General features: G+C 63.9%; 13 protein-coding genes. 3 read left to right on the forward strand and 10 right to left on the reverse strand.

Annotation, left to right across the window (positions count from 1 at the left end; translation table 11 throughout):
- Nucleotides 1-15 precede the first annotated feature (15 nt).
- The 3 genes from Pla111_RS09840 to ychF form a co-directional block, all read right to left on the reverse strand.
- On the reverse strand, nucleotides 16-285 hold the full coding sequence (locus Pla111_RS09840) for a FeoA family protein (protein WP_146573790.1): 270 nt from the start codon (nucleotides 283-285) through the stop codon (nucleotides 16-18).
- Nucleotides 286-532: 247 nt separating this feature from the next.
- Nucleotides 533-1483, reverse strand: coding sequence for a DMT family transporter (locus tag Pla111_RS09845; RefSeq protein WP_197524912.1), 951 nt, complete (start codon nucleotides 1481-1483; stop codon nucleotides 533-535).
- On the reverse strand, nucleotides 1476-2567 hold the full coding sequence (gene ychF / locus Pla111_RS09850) for a redox-regulated ATPase YchF (RefSeq protein ID WP_146573794.1): 1092 nt from the start codon (nucleotides 2565-2567) through the stop codon (nucleotides 1476-1478). The genes Pla111_RS09845 and ychF overlap by 8 nt, the downstream gene beginning before the upstream one ends.
- A gap of 234 nt (nucleotides 2568-2801) precedes the next feature.
- On the opposite strand from ychF, the gene Pla111_RS09855 reads away from it, so the two are divergent.
- A complete protein-coding gene (locus Pla111_RS09855; protein ID WP_146573796.1) occupies nucleotides 2802-4883 on the forward strand; it encodes a tetratricopeptide repeat protein in 2082 nt (693 codons plus the stop codon).
- Between the two features lie 5 nt (nucleotides 4884-4888).
- Here the strand turns inward: Pla111_RS09855 and Pla111_RS09860 are convergent, their stop codons facing one another.
- Nucleotides 4889-5614: an ATP-dependent Clp protease proteolytic subunit gene (locus Pla111_RS09860; RefSeq protein ID WP_197524913.1), complete on the reverse strand. Its 726-nt coding sequence runs from the start codon at nucleotides 5612-5614 to the stop codon at nucleotides 4889-4891.
- 161 nt (nucleotides 5615-5775) lie between these two features.
- Between Pla111_RS09860 and Pla111_RS09865 the strand changes: the two genes are divergently transcribed.
- Nucleotides 5776-7149: a bifunctional folylpolyglutamate synthase/dihydrofolate synthase gene (locus Pla111_RS09865; protein ID WP_197524914.1), complete on the forward strand. Its 1374-nt coding sequence runs from the start codon at nucleotides 5776-5778 to the stop codon at nucleotides 7147-7149.
- 54 nt (nucleotides 7150-7203) lie between these two features.
- On the opposite strand, the gene Pla111_RS09870 is transcribed toward Pla111_RS09865, so the two are convergent.
- The 3 genes from Pla111_RS09870 to Pla111_RS09880 all read right to left on the reverse strand — a co-directional run bounded on the left by Pla111_RS09870 (nucleotide 7204) and on the right by Pla111_RS09880 (nucleotide 10902).
- Nucleotides 7204-7455, reverse strand: coding sequence for a hypothetical protein (locus Pla111_RS09870; RefSeq protein WP_146573802.1), 252 nt, complete (start codon nucleotides 7453-7455; stop codon nucleotides 7204-7206).
- Between the two features lie 414 nt (nucleotides 7456-7869).
- A complete protein-coding gene (locus tag Pla111_RS09875; RefSeq protein ID WP_146573805.1) occupies nucleotides 7870-9087 on the reverse strand; it encodes a DUF1570 domain-containing protein in 1218 nt (405 codons plus the stop codon).
- A gap of 120 nt (nucleotides 9088-9207) precedes the next feature.
- Nucleotides 9208-10902, reverse strand: coding sequence for a hypothetical protein (locus Pla111_RS09880; protein ID WP_146573807.1), 1695 nt, complete (start codon nucleotides 10900-10902; stop codon nucleotides 9208-9210).
- Nucleotides 10903-11262: 360 nt separating this feature from the next.
- Here Pla111_RS09880 and Pla111_RS09885 point away from each other — a divergent pair, with 360 nt between their 5' ends.
- On the forward strand, nucleotides 11263-12147 hold the full coding sequence (locus Pla111_RS09885) for a hypothetical protein (protein ID WP_146573809.1): 885 nt from the start codon (nucleotides 11263-11265) through the stop codon (nucleotides 12145-12147).
- A 92-nt stretch (nucleotides 12148-12239) separates the two neighbouring features.
- Here Pla111_RS09885 and Pla111_RS09890 read toward each other — a convergent pair whose 3' ends face one another.
- The 3 genes from Pla111_RS09890 to Pla111_RS09900 all read right to left on the reverse strand — a co-directional run bounded on the left by Pla111_RS09890 (nucleotide 12240) and on the right by Pla111_RS09900 (nucleotide 15862).
- Complete coding sequence (locus Pla111_RS09890; RefSeq protein WP_146573811.1) at nucleotides 12240-13436, reverse strand: glycosyltransferase; 1197 nt, start codon at nucleotides 13434-13436, stop codon at nucleotides 12240-12242.
- Between the two features lie 219 nt (nucleotides 13437-13655).
- Nucleotides 13656-14321 carry a potassium channel family protein gene (locus Pla111_RS09895; RefSeq protein WP_146573813.1) on the reverse strand — a complete coding sequence of 222 codons (666 nt, stop codon included), beginning with the start codon at nucleotides 14319-14321 and terminating at the stop codon, nucleotides 13656-13658.
- Between the two features lie 131 nt (nucleotides 14322-14452).
- A complete protein-coding gene (locus Pla111_RS09900; RefSeq protein ID WP_146573814.1) occupies nucleotides 14453-15862 on the reverse strand; it encodes a TrkH family potassium uptake protein in 1410 nt (469 codons plus the stop codon).
- Nucleotides 15863-16015 lie beyond the last annotated feature (153 nt).

A 16015-nucleotide genomic window follows, 5' to 3' on the forward strand; every position in this document is an offset into this window, starting at 1 on the left:
GCCACTTGGGAATACCTACGCCGCGAACAGTCGCACCGAGTCGATGAGGCGGCGAGAAACACCGATCCGCGAGCCCAGCACGCGGAGCACCCAGGCGTCTCCTTGGCGGAGCACCTCGACCCAGCGACCCTCGCAAACACCCAACGCCTTGAGCCGGACAACGTCCTGCGAATCGCCCACGATCCGCGCGACCCGGGCCCGGGAGCCAACGCCAAGCTGCGACATGCAGACTTCGGCGGTGCTGACCGTGCTACGGACTTCAGCGGGGACAACGGAGGCAGGCATCTGCTCGCTCGCAAACGTCGGGGGGATTCGTGCTATCTGCTCGGGGATATCGGCTTATTTCGCCGTGTTTCAGGAGACTAAGTCCACTACTTGAGAACCAGTCTCATGCCCTTGCAAGGTTACCTTAGCCCTGTCGGCAAAGCTCTACAAGGCGGCCAAATGCCGCAGAGGAACCGTTTTAGCAAATTTCCGCTACTTGTTCTGCGGAAATTGTTTCGATCCCGCCAGACGAGAGCAGCCCACCGGCCTAGTCGGCTCCGCCCGGCTTGGCTGCTGCGCGCTCAGGCCATACCGCGATCAGGCCAGCCGCCAGCACGCAGGCTGCCGCAGGAGCGATCGCCGCCGGGGGAACTTCGTCGAGCATGAGCCATGCAAACACGGCGGCGAACAGGAATTGGGTCATGTTAAGCACCGACACAACCTGCCCCCGTAAATGACGTATCGCCGCCAGAAGGGCCGAGTGGCCGATCAGTGTTGGCACCACGGTGAGCAGAACGACCCACAGCCACTCGCGGCTCCAATCGATCGGCTCCCCCGCGGTCAGGGGGGTGCAACCCAACGCCGTCAACGCCGCCGCCCCGTACAGAGGGGTGATAAACAGCAGGTGAGTCGGATGGTGCCGAAAGCGGCGCCCGAGTGTCAGATAGACAGCAAACAGCAGCATCGAGCCAAAGCAGATCCAGTCTCCTAGAAAGGTCTCGGCCGAGGCGTGGTAGTCGGAAACGAAGAGGATTGCCAACCCCATCAGCGCGATCGCGGTGGCGAGGATCTCGCGCCGAGTTACGTGTTCGCGAGAGAGCACGGCCAGCAGAAACGGAGTCGCCAGCGGCGTGAGATTGACGATCAGCGTGCCGTTGCTCGCCAGCGTCATGCGGGCTCCGAAGATCCAGCTGATGAAATGAGCGGCGAGAACCGCCCCCGGAATACACGCGTCGCGCAGATGGGTCCAATTCAGCACGGACCAATGCTTGCGAGCGTCGCGCAGGGCGAACGGGGTCAGCAGCGCCGCCGCCAAGCCTAACCGCAGGGCGGTCAGCAAGACGGGATCGATCGCCGAGAGCTTGATCCAGAGCACCGAGGTGGAGCACGCCATGACGCCCGCCAAGACCAGCATCAGCGGAGCGATCTGAGACGGGGCCGGCGTCGCCATGGCGAGTGGCTCGCCGGAGACGGCGATCGAAGCGGAGGGCTCAGACATTGAAGAGGAAGTGACAGATATCACCGTCTCGCATGCGGTACTCTTTTCCCTCGACACGCAGCTTGCCCGCGTCGCGGATCGCCTTCTCTGATTTGTGCTCAACGAGGTCATCCAAGGCGTAGACCTCGGCCCGGATAAAACCGCGTTCAAAGTCGGTGTGGATCACCCCCGCCGCCTGCGGGGCGGTAGCGCCGATGGCCACGGGCCACGCCCGCACCTCTTTTTCACCGGCGGTGAAGTAACTCTGGTAGCCGAGCAGCTTGTAGATCGCGCGGGCAAGGACCGCCAACGCCGGCTCCTCGAGTCCGACGCTCTGGAGCATTTCGGCACGGTCTTCAGAGTCGAGTTCGGCCAACTCGGATTCGAGTCGTGCGCAGACGGCAACGACCTCTCCCCCTTCCGCCGCGGCGCGCTCGCGCACGCGTGTCACATGCTCGCCCGTGCCGGCGAGGTCGTCTTCATCGATATTCGCGATATAGAGCACACGCTTGCTGGTGAGTAGTTGCAACTCGCGGAGCGCCTTGGCGGCACCCGGGTCGTCGTAAGAGAGTCCGCGCACCGGTTCGCCAGCGGCGAGGCGTTGCTCGCAGGCGGCCAGGATCTCGAGCTTGCGGGCAGCCTCTTTGTCGCCCGTCCGGGCCGTCTTCTTTGCCTTGACGACTTGTGACTCGACCGACTGCAGGTCTGCCAGCATCAGCTCGGTGTCGATCGTCTCGATATCGCGGATCGGGTCCACGGACCCTTCGACGTGCGTAATGTCCGGGTCCTCAAAGCACCGGACCACGTGCGTAATCGCGTCGACATTGCGGATATGGCTGAGGAATTGGTTGCCAAGGCCCTCTCCTTCGCTGGCTCCCCGGACGATGCCGGCGATATCCACCAGCTTCAGAACGGCCGGGATGACCTTTTGGGTGGCGATGTACGACTGGATGGTTTCCAGCCGCGGATCGGGGACCGCGACGGCACCAACGTTGGGCTCGATCGTGCAGAACGGGTAGTTCTCACTCGCGATGCCCGCCGCGGTTAGCGCGTTGAAGAGGGTGCTCTTGCCGACGTTCGGCAGACCAACGATGCCTGCTTCCATGTGCCTGTTACGCCTTGACCGTGGGGGTTTGGTGCCCTGCGGGGCACCGAATTGCCCGATTCTAGGCGACCACCCCCCCCTGCGACAGCGACTCCCGGGCGACCACCCCCCCGGTGGAATTACCCGCGTGGCCGCCGGACGATCCAACCGCCATAATAGGCGTAGCTAAGGGCGAGCCCCCGACCGCTGTTTTCACCTTGCTCAGCCCCTCTCCGACCTTGCCTGATAATCGCTATGACCTCTTTTGGAATGCTCGCCCGCCTGCCCCTTCGCGGGCGTTACGTGTCGAATCTGCTGGGGAGTGTCGTGGCCAGCCTCGCCATCCTCGGCGGTTTGCCGGCCACAACGGTCTATGCGGAGCCCGCCGCCGCCGCGGAAGCGCCGGCAGGCAAGGCTCCCGTCGATGAGGCACCCGCGGAACCTGCCCCGTCCGACATTGCCCCGCTGACGGAAGATGATGTGCCGTTGGTGGAGGAAGACGTTCTGACGGAAGAGGACCCGCTCAGCGTTGCGCCGATCGAGGTCGGAGACGCGGTCCCGTTGGACGACGAGACCGACGGCGGGGTGATCGCCCCCAAGCCGTTGCCGGGTGCGCCCCCCAAGCCCGACGCCGAGGACGCCGGCCAGGCGATGCTCGATCAGGCGCTCGAGATCAAACTCACAGCCGACAGCCTTGAGGATCTGAACGAGGTCGTGGACTTGCTCGACGAGGCGCTCGAAGCAGGCCTCGATGACGACAACGTTGACTTTGCCGAGCAGGTGCTCGTGGCCACCCTCGTTCAGAGAGCAAATCTTTATGCGCGGTTGGTGCTGCAACAGCAGGTTGCCGATCCCCGCCGCGACCCGCGGTGGCTGAAGGTGCGACAAGACGCGCTCACGGACCTGATGCGAGCGGTCAGCCTTGATGAAGATCAAGTCGAGGCCTGGATGCTCATCGGCCGGTTGCAGTCCGTGAAGCCGGGCAACGCCAGCGAGGCTCGCCGCGCGCTCGGCAAGGTGATCCGCTATGCCGAGGCGGCCGCGGACGATCCCACGGTGGAATCGGTTTCGGAAGATCGATTGGCGCAAGCGTATGCGCTGCGCGGCGAATCGCAAAAGAACGCTGCGGATCAGCTCGCGGACTTTACAAAGGCTCTCGAATTAGCCCCCGATCGGGTCGAGTACCGGCTGCTGCGTGCTCGGTTGTACCAGGCGACCGGTCGCCCCGAGGATTGCTTGGTCGATATCGAAGAGGCGATCAAGATCGCCCCGGATGATCCCCGCGCACACGAGCTCCGTGCGCTCGCGCTGTTGATGCAGGACAATCTGGACGACGCGCTGAAGAGCTTCGATCGGGCATCGGAACTGGCTCCTGATGCGGTGAGCCCCTACCACTACCGCGGGGAAATCTACAGCCGCAAGGGCGACCTGCCCGCGGCGATCGAGCAGCTCGACAAGGCGCTCGAGATCTCGCCCAACAATCTGGCTTCGCTGCTCATCCGGGCGGAGCTGTTGACGCTGGCGGAGGAACACGAACGCGCGCTGGCGGATATCGACTCGGCCCTCGCCCAGCAGCCGGGCTTGGTCCGCGCGCACCTCATGCGGGTCAGGGCGCTCGACGCACTCGACCGCGGTGACGAGGCGATTGCGGTTCTAGAACGTCTGGCAAAACTTGCCCCCGACCGAGCTGATTTACAGCTTCAGCTTGCGGCTTATTACGTTGATCAAGAGATGATCGAGCCCGCCATCGCGACCCTCACGCGCGTGATCGAGCTCGAACCCGAGAGCGTGATGGCGCTCCGCCTGCGGGGCGATATGTACTTGTTGCTGGGCAAGCACGCCGAGGCACTGGTCGATTTCGCCGCCGCGCTCGAGATTGCTCCGGCTGACTCGGGGCTCCTCAACAATATGGCGTGGACGCTCGCGACCAGCCCCTTCGAAGACGTACGCGATGGCGCGCGGGCCCTGGAGCTCGCCGAGCAAGCCTGTGCCGTGACCAACCACGAGCAGGCACACATTCTGAGCACGCTGGCCGCCTCGCACGCCGAAGCCGGAGACTTTGAGGGGGCGATTCGCTGGAGCACCGAAGCGGTCAAGAAAGCCAGCGAGGCGAGCGAGGCGGACCGCTACGACGGTCAGCTTGAACGCGAACTGGAGGCTTATCGCCAGGGGCAGCCGTGGCGCGAACTCCAAAAACCCGGCGATGCCGGATTCTCGGGCCCCGCTAACGACCCGCGTGCGCAGGGTCCCTCAGAGGTGGAGTTTCCCGCCGCCCCGCCCGAGCCGGCAGACGCCCAAGAGCAGCCCGCTTCGCCCGGACGCACGATTGATTTCTAACCGGCTCAGGCCGCCGGCACGCGGCTGTTTTTGTCCGTGTCCGCCGGTACGCCAGCCGGTAGATTGACGGAGTCGATGGCCTCGATCAGCTCCAGCTCCAGCGCCTGCAGCGCGTCGAGATAGTAGTGGTTGTCGCCCGGTTCATCGAACCACGCCTGGGGGATCGCCGTCTGCTCGGCGTAGATCGCGCGGAAGCGCGCTAGCTCGCGATCGTCGGCGCTGAAGTTTCCTTCGGGCAGATAGTCGTTCACATGCACCGAGAGCAGCGTGTTGGGCGTGGCGCTGCGGCGGCCCGTCGCGCCCGCCAAGATCACCGTTCCGGCCGAGTAGCAGCCTCCTGTGGCGACCACATTCACGCGCGGCGAGATCGAGCGCATGGTGTCAACGATCGCGAATGCCGCGTCGAGCCATCCGCCGGGTGTCGAAAGATACAAGGTGATTGGGGCGTCCGGATTGGCGGCGGCAAGATACCGAAGTTCGCGGATCACCCGCGCGGCAACGCGTTCGTTCATGCCTTCGGTAACAATAATCATACGATCCGCGAGCAGCGGATCGCTGGTGTTGAGCGGGGGAGCTCCGTAGCCGGATTCGTTGAACCGATCGAAGAGCTGATCGACGAGGGGCTCCGCCAGGTACTCGGGTCCGCCCGCCACGTCGATTGCCTCGATAACGCGCATCAGAAGCCGACCGGCGTTAACGCCGACAAACCCCACGACCAAGGTGAGGGTCACGAGGCAAATTTTTGTCACGGTACGCATCACCACAGGATACGGGGGTGTCAAGAAAAGGGGGAGGAGAACGGCAGAGTGGTTCAACGGATCAACTTGCACGGTGACCTGCCCGGGCCACGACACTCGTGGCCCGCGCAATGCCTTCGTACTATCATCAGGCCGTGAAACTTCCACCCTACGCCAGCCGTCGCGACGAGGCCATTGCCTGGCTCTACAGCCGGATCAATTATGAGACGAGCACGCCGATCCCCTACAGCGAGCAGGGGCTGAAGCTTGAGCGGATGCGGGAGCTCGCCGCGCGGCTCGGTAACCCCCAGGACCGACTGCGGATCGTCCACGTGGCCGGCACCAAGGGTAAGGGATCGACCGGGGCGATGATCGCCGCCGCCTTACGGGCCAGCGGCCAGCGTGTCGGAGTGTATAGCTCGCCGCACTTTGATCGCCTTGAAGAGCGTTTCGCGATCGACGGTCAGCCCTGCTGTGCCGAAGCCCTTGTGCGGCTTGTCTCTGGCGTACGCGAAGCGGCCGAAGCCATGGACGCCAGCGCGGCGGGCCCGACTTTCTTTGATCTGACGACCGCAATGGCGCTGCAGCACTTTGCTGATCACGCGGTCGACTGGGCCGTCATTGAAGTGGGGCTGGGCGGCCGGCTCGACTCGACGAACATCGTGACGCCCGAGGTGGCGGTCATCACGAGCATCAGTTTCGATCACACGCGGCAGCTTGGTAATACGCTCGCGCTGATTGCCGCAGAGAAAGCCGGCATCATCAAGCCAACGATCCCGATCGTCAGCGGTGTGGTTCAAGCCGAACCGGCGGCGGTCATTCGGCAGATTGCCGGTGAGCGTTCCGCGCCGCTCTTGCAGCGGAACCGCGACTTTCACCTTGAGCGCCGTGGCGACGCCTGGTCCTACAGGGGATTAACCGGTACGGGCGACATCGAGCTTATCGAACCCGTACGCCCCTTGCTGCCGGGTTTCGCCCAGGCCGAGAACGCCGCCACGGCGCTGGCAACGCTGGGGCTGCTCGCCGAGCACGACTCGCGGATTACGCCCGCTGCCCGCAGCGCGGGGGTGGCCACGGCCCGGTTGCCAGGCCGACTCGAGCGCTTCCCCGGCGAGCCGCTGGTGGTGATCGACGGGGCCCACAACGACGCTTCGGTTGCCGCTTTGGTTGACGCGCTTGACGCGTTGTGCGCGGGGATTCCTGCGGAGCGCAGGGTTTTGATGATCGCGATCGCCGCCGACAAAGATGTCGGGGCGGTGCTCGCCCCGCTTGTGCAACGATTTAGTCAGATCGTCGCGACGAGGTTCGTCGATAATCCGCGAGCGCTCGCGCCGGGAGCGTTGGAGAACAAGGTGCGTGAAATCGCCGGCGACGGAGTCGCTTGCCAGACCGCCGCTGATCCAGCGGCTGCCTACAAGTTGGCCACCCGGCTAGCCGGGCGTGCGGGAGCTGTGGTGGGCACGGGGTCGTTGCTGTTTGCTGCTGAAGCGCGGCGCCTGGTTGTTGCCGAACGAGGCGCGCCCCCTTAGGCCGCTTCAGGGCACCGCTGCAGCGGTGCCTCAACGAGTGGAAGTCGACGCGAATCAGATGCCCGAGTCTGCCAGCAAGGCCTGACCCAACGGCGTGTGGGCGTGCGAACTCAGATCGATCGCGGTTCCGGCGTTCTGCTCTTGCCTAACCTCGTCTTGAAGCTGCTCGATCAGCGAACGGATGTGTGGATCGGCCCAAGGAAGCAGGTCGCTGGGGCGGAAGCGTGTTGTCGAGCGCTCGGGCATGCCTTCCAATTCGGCGGAGGCGACCATAACAACGCAGCGAATCTTGCTAGCAGTAACCATCGTAAAGTTCCTTCTCGTTCCGGATGGAGCAGATAGCGGGATAAGGTGCCGGGTGGGACGTGCCGCTCAAGCCGTGGTGGATGATGCGGGCGTTGGCCCCGTGGGCGTTGGTTGATGACCTTCCCTGTAACGAGAGACGAGTAAAGCACGCCTCGTGCCAAACCCGTTCGTCGGCTCTGAGAGGTGTCGGTTGGTATTCCCTAAGTAACTATAAATTAATGGCTTAAGTTGCTTTTAGAGGTCCTTCTGCTACCGCTGCTGGCCCGTTCCACACCGACACGGCTGGTGTAAACCTTGCAACCACGACTGAACAAACGATAACTAGCCGGGAGCTTTAGGAATCACGGGGGCTTCAGGAAAGACCGGGAAAGCCTCAGAAGCGAGCCAGGCCCGACGAGGCACTGCTGCCGGTGGCTATTTGAGCCGGGACATGGTCCGCAAGAACTCTTGCTCCAGCTCGGGCAGCGGCCCGAAGTGGGTGACAAACTCGGCCAAGCGGTCGCGCGCGATCTCGCTGGCCGACGCGTTGGCCTCGGGTCCTTCGAGCGGCTTCTTGTCCGCCATCGTTTTGACGTACGCCACGTACTGTTCTTCGCGGCGCTGGATGAGGAAGTAGTTCAGAGCCCAGGCGTCGGCGTAGGCGTCGGCTGCCGTGCGCGCGTCGCGCAAGCGGAGGTCCGAGCCGATGAGGCTCGTGAGCGAATTGCGATTCCATTTGGGCAGATTGCGACGAAAACTGACGAGTCGTTGCCGATTCACTTTGCCGATGCCACGCCATCCGCGCGAGCTGCCCGCGTTGGGGGCCTCAAAGTAGACCGCCATGCCTTCGACCAGCCACAGCGGCAGATCCGCGAAGCGTTGCATCACGCCGGTGTTGAACGCCACTTGGTGCGTCGCTTCGTGAACGATCGTGGCGACCAGCGGTTCGGCGGCGGGCACGCTGAGCATCTGGGTGATCTCGCGGCGTGACCCACTGCGCGGGCCCCGCGCCCCGCCCCGCACTTCGTCGCTGCCCGTCAGGTCAAACATCCGAACGCGGTTGGTCCGCATGCTGTAATAGCCGACGGCCCCCGCCGTGCCGATTTCTGCGCGGGCGATACGTTGGTAGTCTTCCGCCGATCGGTGGATCACCACGCCCAGCGGAAAACGGGGGGCGTGCAGCTCCAGCCCCTGACGGGTCCAGTAGCGGACCAGCGCCTCTTGGAGACTCTCCAGCAGCGAACTGGCCCACTCGGCATACTCGCGGCTCGTGTCGTACGCGATAACGTAGTGCTCGGTCGTGTGCACACGGAAGCCGGGCGGCAGCTCTTCGAGCAGGCGTTCGCCCAAGCCCTCCGCGGTGACGGGGGTGAAGGGGGCGTCGTCGGCGAAGCGACTAACCACATCGTCGCCGGAGATCAAATACCGACCACCATCAACCGAATCGAGCAGCACACCGCCGGTCGAGTCGCTGAGTAAAACTTGCCCGACGACGGTGCGCGCTGCTACGGCACCGCCACCAAACGGCTGTTCGCGGAAGACGAACGTCTCCACAGCGAGCACGTCGATCAGGGGTATTCCTAGGCCACCAACCACAGTTGCCGCCATCAGCAGCAATTCCCTCGTGCGTCGATGGCGTCTTGTGGAGGGCATCCGCCTATCTTACACCGAAGCCGCGTGTTTTCCTCAGCGGCTCGCGCGCCCCGGCTCGGCAATCGCACTAATCGCTATAAAGCAAACCGATGGCCCGCGACGTGCCTCAGGCCTCGGGCCTCAGGCCATCAGGGCTGCGAGTTTCTCGCGGAGCACCTGCACCTGCCGTTCGAGTGCTTGCTGATCGATCCGCACGCGTTCGAGGATCGTTTCGCTCGAAGAGCGAATGGTCTCGGCGGGCTTGCGGATCTTGTCGAGATTCGCGGCCCGTTTCTCGATCTCGTTGATCGCCCGATCGATGGCCTCGTGGTCGATCGAGTCGTCTGTTTGTTCCCGATGGAACTCGACCACACAGGCCCGCGCGATCTCGATCGCAGCGAGCAAGTAGGTGTCGGTCGTGGGGTCCTCGGCGTCCCAGAGAACGACGAGATCATTGCGATAGCGGGCGAGGGGGCGTGTTCCTTCGGGTGCCGCGGCCCGGGCCCATATAAACACGCCGAAACTCGCCGCGCGGTTTTTGCGGGCCTGATCGAGTTCTTCCAGCGCGCTGCGGACCGAATAGTTGCGGGCGTCTTTGGCCTCAAAAACGATCCGCGCGCCAGCGGCCGGTGAGTCGGGTCCTATTGTGACCAGCGCATCGCCGATCTTGCAGCTCCGCACGGTGCCGGTCGTAGCGCCCGTGTTCTCGCACAGGTCACCACGCTGCTGAGCGTCGTTCAGCAGAAACGAGAAGACCGCCTCTTCGAAGACGGCACCGTGCTCGGGGCTCGCGGCCGCGGATTCGCGTTTTTGGATCAATCGGGCGAGGGTTTCGGTGACCCGCTCTTGGAACTGCGCGTTGGCCTCGGATTGGGCACCGAGGATGGTCAGCAGTTCGTTCTTGAGCCGCGACAAGCCCGACTCGTTGTTGTCTAGCGAAAACTCGCTGCTGATTTTTCGTTGGGCGCTATCGACGTTGCGGACGAGTCGGCTGAGTGCCGAGTTCTCTTCGTTGAGCGAAAATTCTTTGACAACCTCATCGATCCGCCCGCCAAGTTCCTTGGTGAGGTCGCCGTGCTTTCCGGTGAGTTCTGTGACGAGTCGCCGGAGCGCGCTCCCCTCATGATCTAGCGAGAACTCACGCAGCACGTGTTCCCGCTGTGTGGTGAGCTGCCGCTCGACCATCTGTTGCAACCGAGCGACCACACCACTGGCGTGCTCGGGATCAAGCTGCCGCATGAGCGGGCTCTCGCGTCCCAGCTGGGTGGAGAGCATCTTGGCCAGGGGCGACGCCTCGCCGTGGAGCTGTTCGCGGAGCAGCGCCGAGAGCTCGCCGTCGTTGCTGACCAGTTGCCTAACGCGCTCGGCGAACCGGCCGTCTTGCGGATCGAAGTATTCTTTGAGCACGCTGGCGGTGCGTTCTTGGGTGCTGCAGGCGTACTCGTCGAGGCGTTGCTTCATCTGGGTGAGAAGCCGCTCACCCGCGCTTTCGAGCCGCTCGGTATCAAGTCGGCTGGCGGCGTCACGCAACGCGGCAACGCCGATCCGCAGGGCGTCGTTGGCATAGGCTTGGCGGGCAGGGCCGGCCTTGAGGGCGTGCAAAGCCCCGATCACGCCAGGATCACTGATGAGCAGTTCGAGCGTCATCCGTGGTGGGAGTGGCGTTGGCTCCGCCGGATCGTGGTCGGTCGGTTGCGTTTTGCTGCTAGCAACAACCGACGCCCAGTCGGTCGCGCCATCGTCGAGCGTGGTGTCGTCGTCGCTGGGGGTGTCGTGGTTCGTCTCTGCGAGCGGCTGATTATCGAACAGCAGGCCAGGGACAGCGTCGTGCGACATGCGGAGCTCCATCACGCAGAAGATTGGTTCACGCGGCGGGGAATTTGCCGGGACAGTTTGTTTGTACACTAAACCGAGCCGCGAGGGCACGTCTTGCTCGGGGCGCTGCTCGCGGGGGCGATCCGCCTGGCAAGAAGCGACGTATCCGTAAGATCTGCGGCCGGTGGACCGCGGCCCGAGACCCCTCTAGCAAGGGGGGCAGAACCTCAGGATTCGGCATAGAGCCGCTCCGAGGTCCTTGCTACGCTCCGCCGCCCGACGTGCTGCGTACCCCTTGCCAAGTTCCGTCTTCGCGACGTGTTGCGGTGCTGTTGTCTGTCGCTGCCGATTGATTCCCCCTCTAGCAGGAAGTGTTTCGCGATGCCCGATCGCCTTCGCCAAGCCGCTCTGCTAGCAGCGTTGCTGCTGGCTCCTTTAGTCTCGGCGCAGCAGCCGATGCCGCCGGCGGGCATGGCGCCGCAGGCGCCGCAGGGTTTTGCGCTCAGTCCGGCAGAAGAGGCCTACCTGGATCAGGTGCTCACGGCTTGGGAGCTGGAGAGTAAAAAGATCCAAACCTTCTCGTGCGGCTTCACACGGATTGTGTATGACCACGTCTTCGGGCCGGCACCCGATCCGGAGACCGGCGTGCGGATCCACGTGCGTGAAGAGGACGGAGAGCTGAGCTATCAACGCCCCGATAAGGGACGGTTTGAGATCACCAAGGTGCGGGCCTGGGACGCCGCCCAACAGCAGCATGTCGAGAATGCCAACATCATCGGCGAGAAGTGGGTCTGCGACGGAGAGGCGGTTTACGAGTACGCAACCGAGCAGAAGCAGCTCAAGGTTCGCCCCATCCCCAAGGAGATGCAGGGCGAGAGCATTGTCGATGGGCCGCTTCCCTTCTTATTTGGTGCCGAGGCGGAGAAGCTCAAACGCCGCTACTGGCTGAAGCTAGACCCGCGGGCACCGGCCGGTCAGCTCTGGCTGGTCGCGTTGCCGAAATACCATCAGGATGCCGCCAACTACAGCCAGGTGGAACTGATGCTCGACCGTCAACGACTGCTACCGACCGCCATGCGCGTGCAGGCACCGGATGGCAGCCAAACCGTCTACACCTTTGCCGCCGACAAAGCGGAAATCAACGCGACCATGGCCCGCCTGTGGGGCCAACTCTTCAGCGCCCCGCGGACTCCGTTCGGCTGGAAGAGGGTGGTCGAGCAAGCCGAGCCCGAACAAGCCGCCAACCCGAGTGCCGCGATCCGCTAGGGCACGTTTCAGAGAGCCCTAGCTTACTTTCTTTTTACGGTACAGCTGGTGATGCTCACCGCCGCTGACGCGACAAGTCCGTGCGACACGCACTAAGCGGGCTTGAGGATCGTGTCATAGACCGCGGCGACCTGTCGCGCCATAGCGCGAGCGCTGAAGCGATCGGCGTGCCGTTCGCGAGCGGCGATCGACATGTCTTCGTACTCGATCCGGCCGGCGATAATTTCTTCCAGTGCGCTGGTCATCTGGCTAACGCTACCCGGCTCAACAAGCAGCCCGGTCTCGCGGTGCAGGATCGCCTCGGCGGTCCCTTCGCAGCGGGTGGCGACGACCGGCAGGCCGGCGGCCATGGCCTCGAGGACCACCATCGGCAGCCCTTCCCCAAACAGGCTGGGGAGCGCGAGCGTGTCGATCCGCGCCAGCGCGGCATGCACGTCGTCCGTGAACCCCGCCCAGTGAACTAGGTCGGTCAGCGCGAGCTTATCGACCAGCTCGTGAAGCTTGGCCTCGTACTCCGGCGTCTCGAACGGACCGATCGCCTCGAGTCGCACCTCGTGCCCATGTGAGCGGAGCGTGGCGAGGGCTTCCAGCAGCACTTCCGCACCCTTGCGGGGACGGAACAGGGCGACCATGCCGATCACCAGTGGACCGACCGGCTTGCGGCGCCGCCGAGCACCGGGCGAGTTTTCTTCCAGCCCCGGCACGCCGTTCATCACACACCGCAAGCGGTCCGCGGAGAAACCCCGACCCAGCATGTGGTCCGTGAGCGTCGGTGATACCGTAATCAGTTGTTTGGCCGATCGGCCAAACCAGCGCTCGATGCCGTCGTTAACCAAGTTGGTAAACCGCCGTGTCGAGTCGCGACTGGCGGGGCTGTGGACGTGATACACCAGCGGTTTGCCGGTGCGGTGCGCGGCGGTCGCGGCGATCACAAGCGATCGGGGCGTGTGCGCATGAATCAGGTCGTAGTCCTCTTCACGGATCTGTCGCGCGATCGCACGGGATGGACGCAGGTCGAACCGACCCCGCATGGAGTGTTCGACCAGTGGTGCTTGCACAGCCTCGCGGCAATCTCCAAATCGACCCGGCTTGAGGGCTGCAAAGCCAACCTCATAGCCGAACTCGGGCAGCCATGCGGCGAGCAGATCTTGCACCCGCTCGGCACCGGAATAGTGCTCGCCGTTGATGACATGCAGCACGCGCACGGGGCGTGCGGGAGCTTCGGCCACCGGAGCCGGAGCAAGGGGCTTCGGGCCCGCGGTAAGCGGGGCGGGGGGCGAGAGAGGCATAACTCGCCTCGGGGGTGAGTAAAGAAGAGACCGCTCAGCGTGAGGAGCAACGCGGGGAATCTTCACCAAGCAAGCGAGAGACTCCAGCAGAAGCCTAGCTCACCCCCCGCCTCCACAACGGACAAACCGTGCGCGAACCTCCCCCACCAGGGGGGCCGATCGTGCCGATCAGACGGAGTGGGGGGCTGTCGGGCGCTCGTTCGTGCCGTTAACGGCGGTTCAGCGCAGGTCGCTGAGCTTGTTGATATCAACCTGTTTGCCGACGATCAGCAGCACCTGGTCGGCCGACAGCTTGTACTCGCCGCCGGGGAACATCTCGAGCTTGCCGGTCATCGCGTCCTTCACACCGATCACCCAGATGTTGTATTTGCGGCGCAGATCCAGCTCTTGAAGCAGCTTGCCCGCGTACGAATCAGGCGTCGCTACTTCGAGGAAGCTGTACTCTGGATCAATCGGCAGGAAGTCGAGCACGTTGGGCCACGTCATCCGGTCCGCGAGCTGTCGCGCGATCTCGGTCTCGGGGAAAATCACCCGATCGACCCCCAGGCACTTGAGGATCCGCGCGTGCTCACTGGTCACGCCTTTGACAATCACCTGCTTGGCACCCAGCTCCTTGGCGTGAAGCGTCGCGAGCAGCGATTGGGTGATGTCTTCGCCCATGCTGATGATGACCGCACTAGCGGTGGAAACCGGCAAGTGGGCGATCGAGTCGCGATCGCGTGCGTCGCCGATAACCGCTTCGTAAAGCACGTCTTTGAGGGATTCGACGCGATCTTTACTGCTATCGAGGCCGGTGATCCGGCAGCCGTTCTCCGAGAGCCGCTCGGCGAGCGCGCCCCCGAAGGAACCGAGGCCGATGACGACAAAGTGTTTTTGTTCGGCCACAGCGAGGCGACGAGGTTGAGGGACAGGCGGAATACGCTAGGTGAGTAATACGCCCCGCCGGGCGGGTTGCGGGTCATTATCAACTACCGGTCCGCCTAGCGGTAGCCGCTCCCGCGATGCAGGCGCACCGTTCAGCCGACCAGCGGCTCATCGGTGGGGAACTCGACCGGCTCGGAGCGCTGGCTGTGCGAGAGCGCGACAAAGGTGGTGATCGGACCCAGCCGACCGAGCAGCATCAGCAGCACAACCACCAGCCGACTGGCGTCGCTGAGCTGGGTGGTGATTCCCGTGCTGAGTCCAACAGTTCCCAATGCCGAGATCACCTCAAACAGCACGTCCAGGAAGAGTCCTTGTTCTGAGCGGAGGCCGAAGGTCGCTTGTTCGATCACGAGCAACGTGGTGACCGCCATCCCGGCTAACACCAGGAAGAGCATCGCGGTCGCGACGGCGCGTTCAATCGAGGTTGGCGAGAGGGTGCGGCGGAACAGGTTCACACGTGTGTACCCTTGGAACGTAGCCCACGCGCGGAGCCCGATGATCGCGGCGGTGGTCACCTTGAAGCCGCCGCCCGTTGAGCACGGCCCGGCACCGATCATCATCAGCAAGATCGTGACAAACAGCGTTGCACTGCTAAGATCGCGCATCTCGACCGAGTTGAAGCCGGCCGTTCGGCACGAAGCGCTGTGCATCGCGGCTTTGACGATCCGCTCGCCGATCGGCGCGCCGCCGAGCACCCCGTCGCGTTCCAGCAGCAGGAAGCTGAAAAATCCCACCAAGAGCAAAACCCCAGTTCCGATCAGCATGATCTTGCTGTGCAGCTGGAGCCCGCTCCAGCGGTCCTGCTTGTGGCGTTTACGGGCCCGCCACAGATCGAGCACCACAGGAAAGCCCAGCCCGCCAATCACGATCAGCAGACTGATCGTGCCGTTAACGATCCAGCTATCGGCGAAAGGGGTCAGGCTGGCGTCGTGCAGTGCAAAACCCGCGTTGCAAAAGGCCGAGACGCTGTGGAAGAGCGCGTGCCAAATTGCCTCGAGCCGGCTCTGCCAGACGCCGAGTTCCATGAACCGGTGGTAATTCGCGAGGTTGTAGCCGGTTAGGATCAAGAAGCCGACCGCCTCGCAAACCGCGGTCATCGTAAGCACGCTAGTAAGAATGCGGCGCATGTCCCCCTGGCCATCGCCGCCCAGCGTATCGGCGATCGCCTTGCGTTGCCGAAGGCTCCCTCGTTTATCGAATTGGACCACGATAAACGTGGTGACGGTCATGATCCCGACCCCACCCAGCTGAATCAGCAGCAGGATGACCGCCTGTCCGATGGTGGAGAAGTCTGCCACCGTTGAACGGACGACGAGCCCCGTCACACAAGAGGCACTCGTGGAGGTGAACAGCGCGTCCAGGGGAGAGATCGGTCGGTCGGGATCGGCCGCGCAGGCGGGCATGAAATACAGCAGCAAGAAGCCCAACGCAATCAGACCGCCGTACCAGGAGAGCGACGCCCGGCCGGGATAGCGATTGATCGATCCAACAAACTGGGGCATGGGGGCCGACGGGGCCGGGGGCGAGGCGAGCGGAGTGGCCGTAGTGTATCGCCGCGCGTGCAGCGCGATGAGGGGGAGCAGCGACCGCGGTTATGGGCCCCCACGGCGGCGCGCACCATGGTCCCGCTTCGGGTCGTCACCGCCGGGACCCCC

Source organism: Botrimarina hoheduenensis (assembly GCF_007859815.1).
In the GTDB taxonomy this organism is placed as follows: domain Bacteria; phylum Planctomycetota; class Planctomycetia; order Pirellulales; family Lacipirellulaceae; genus Botrimarina; species Botrimarina hoheduenensis.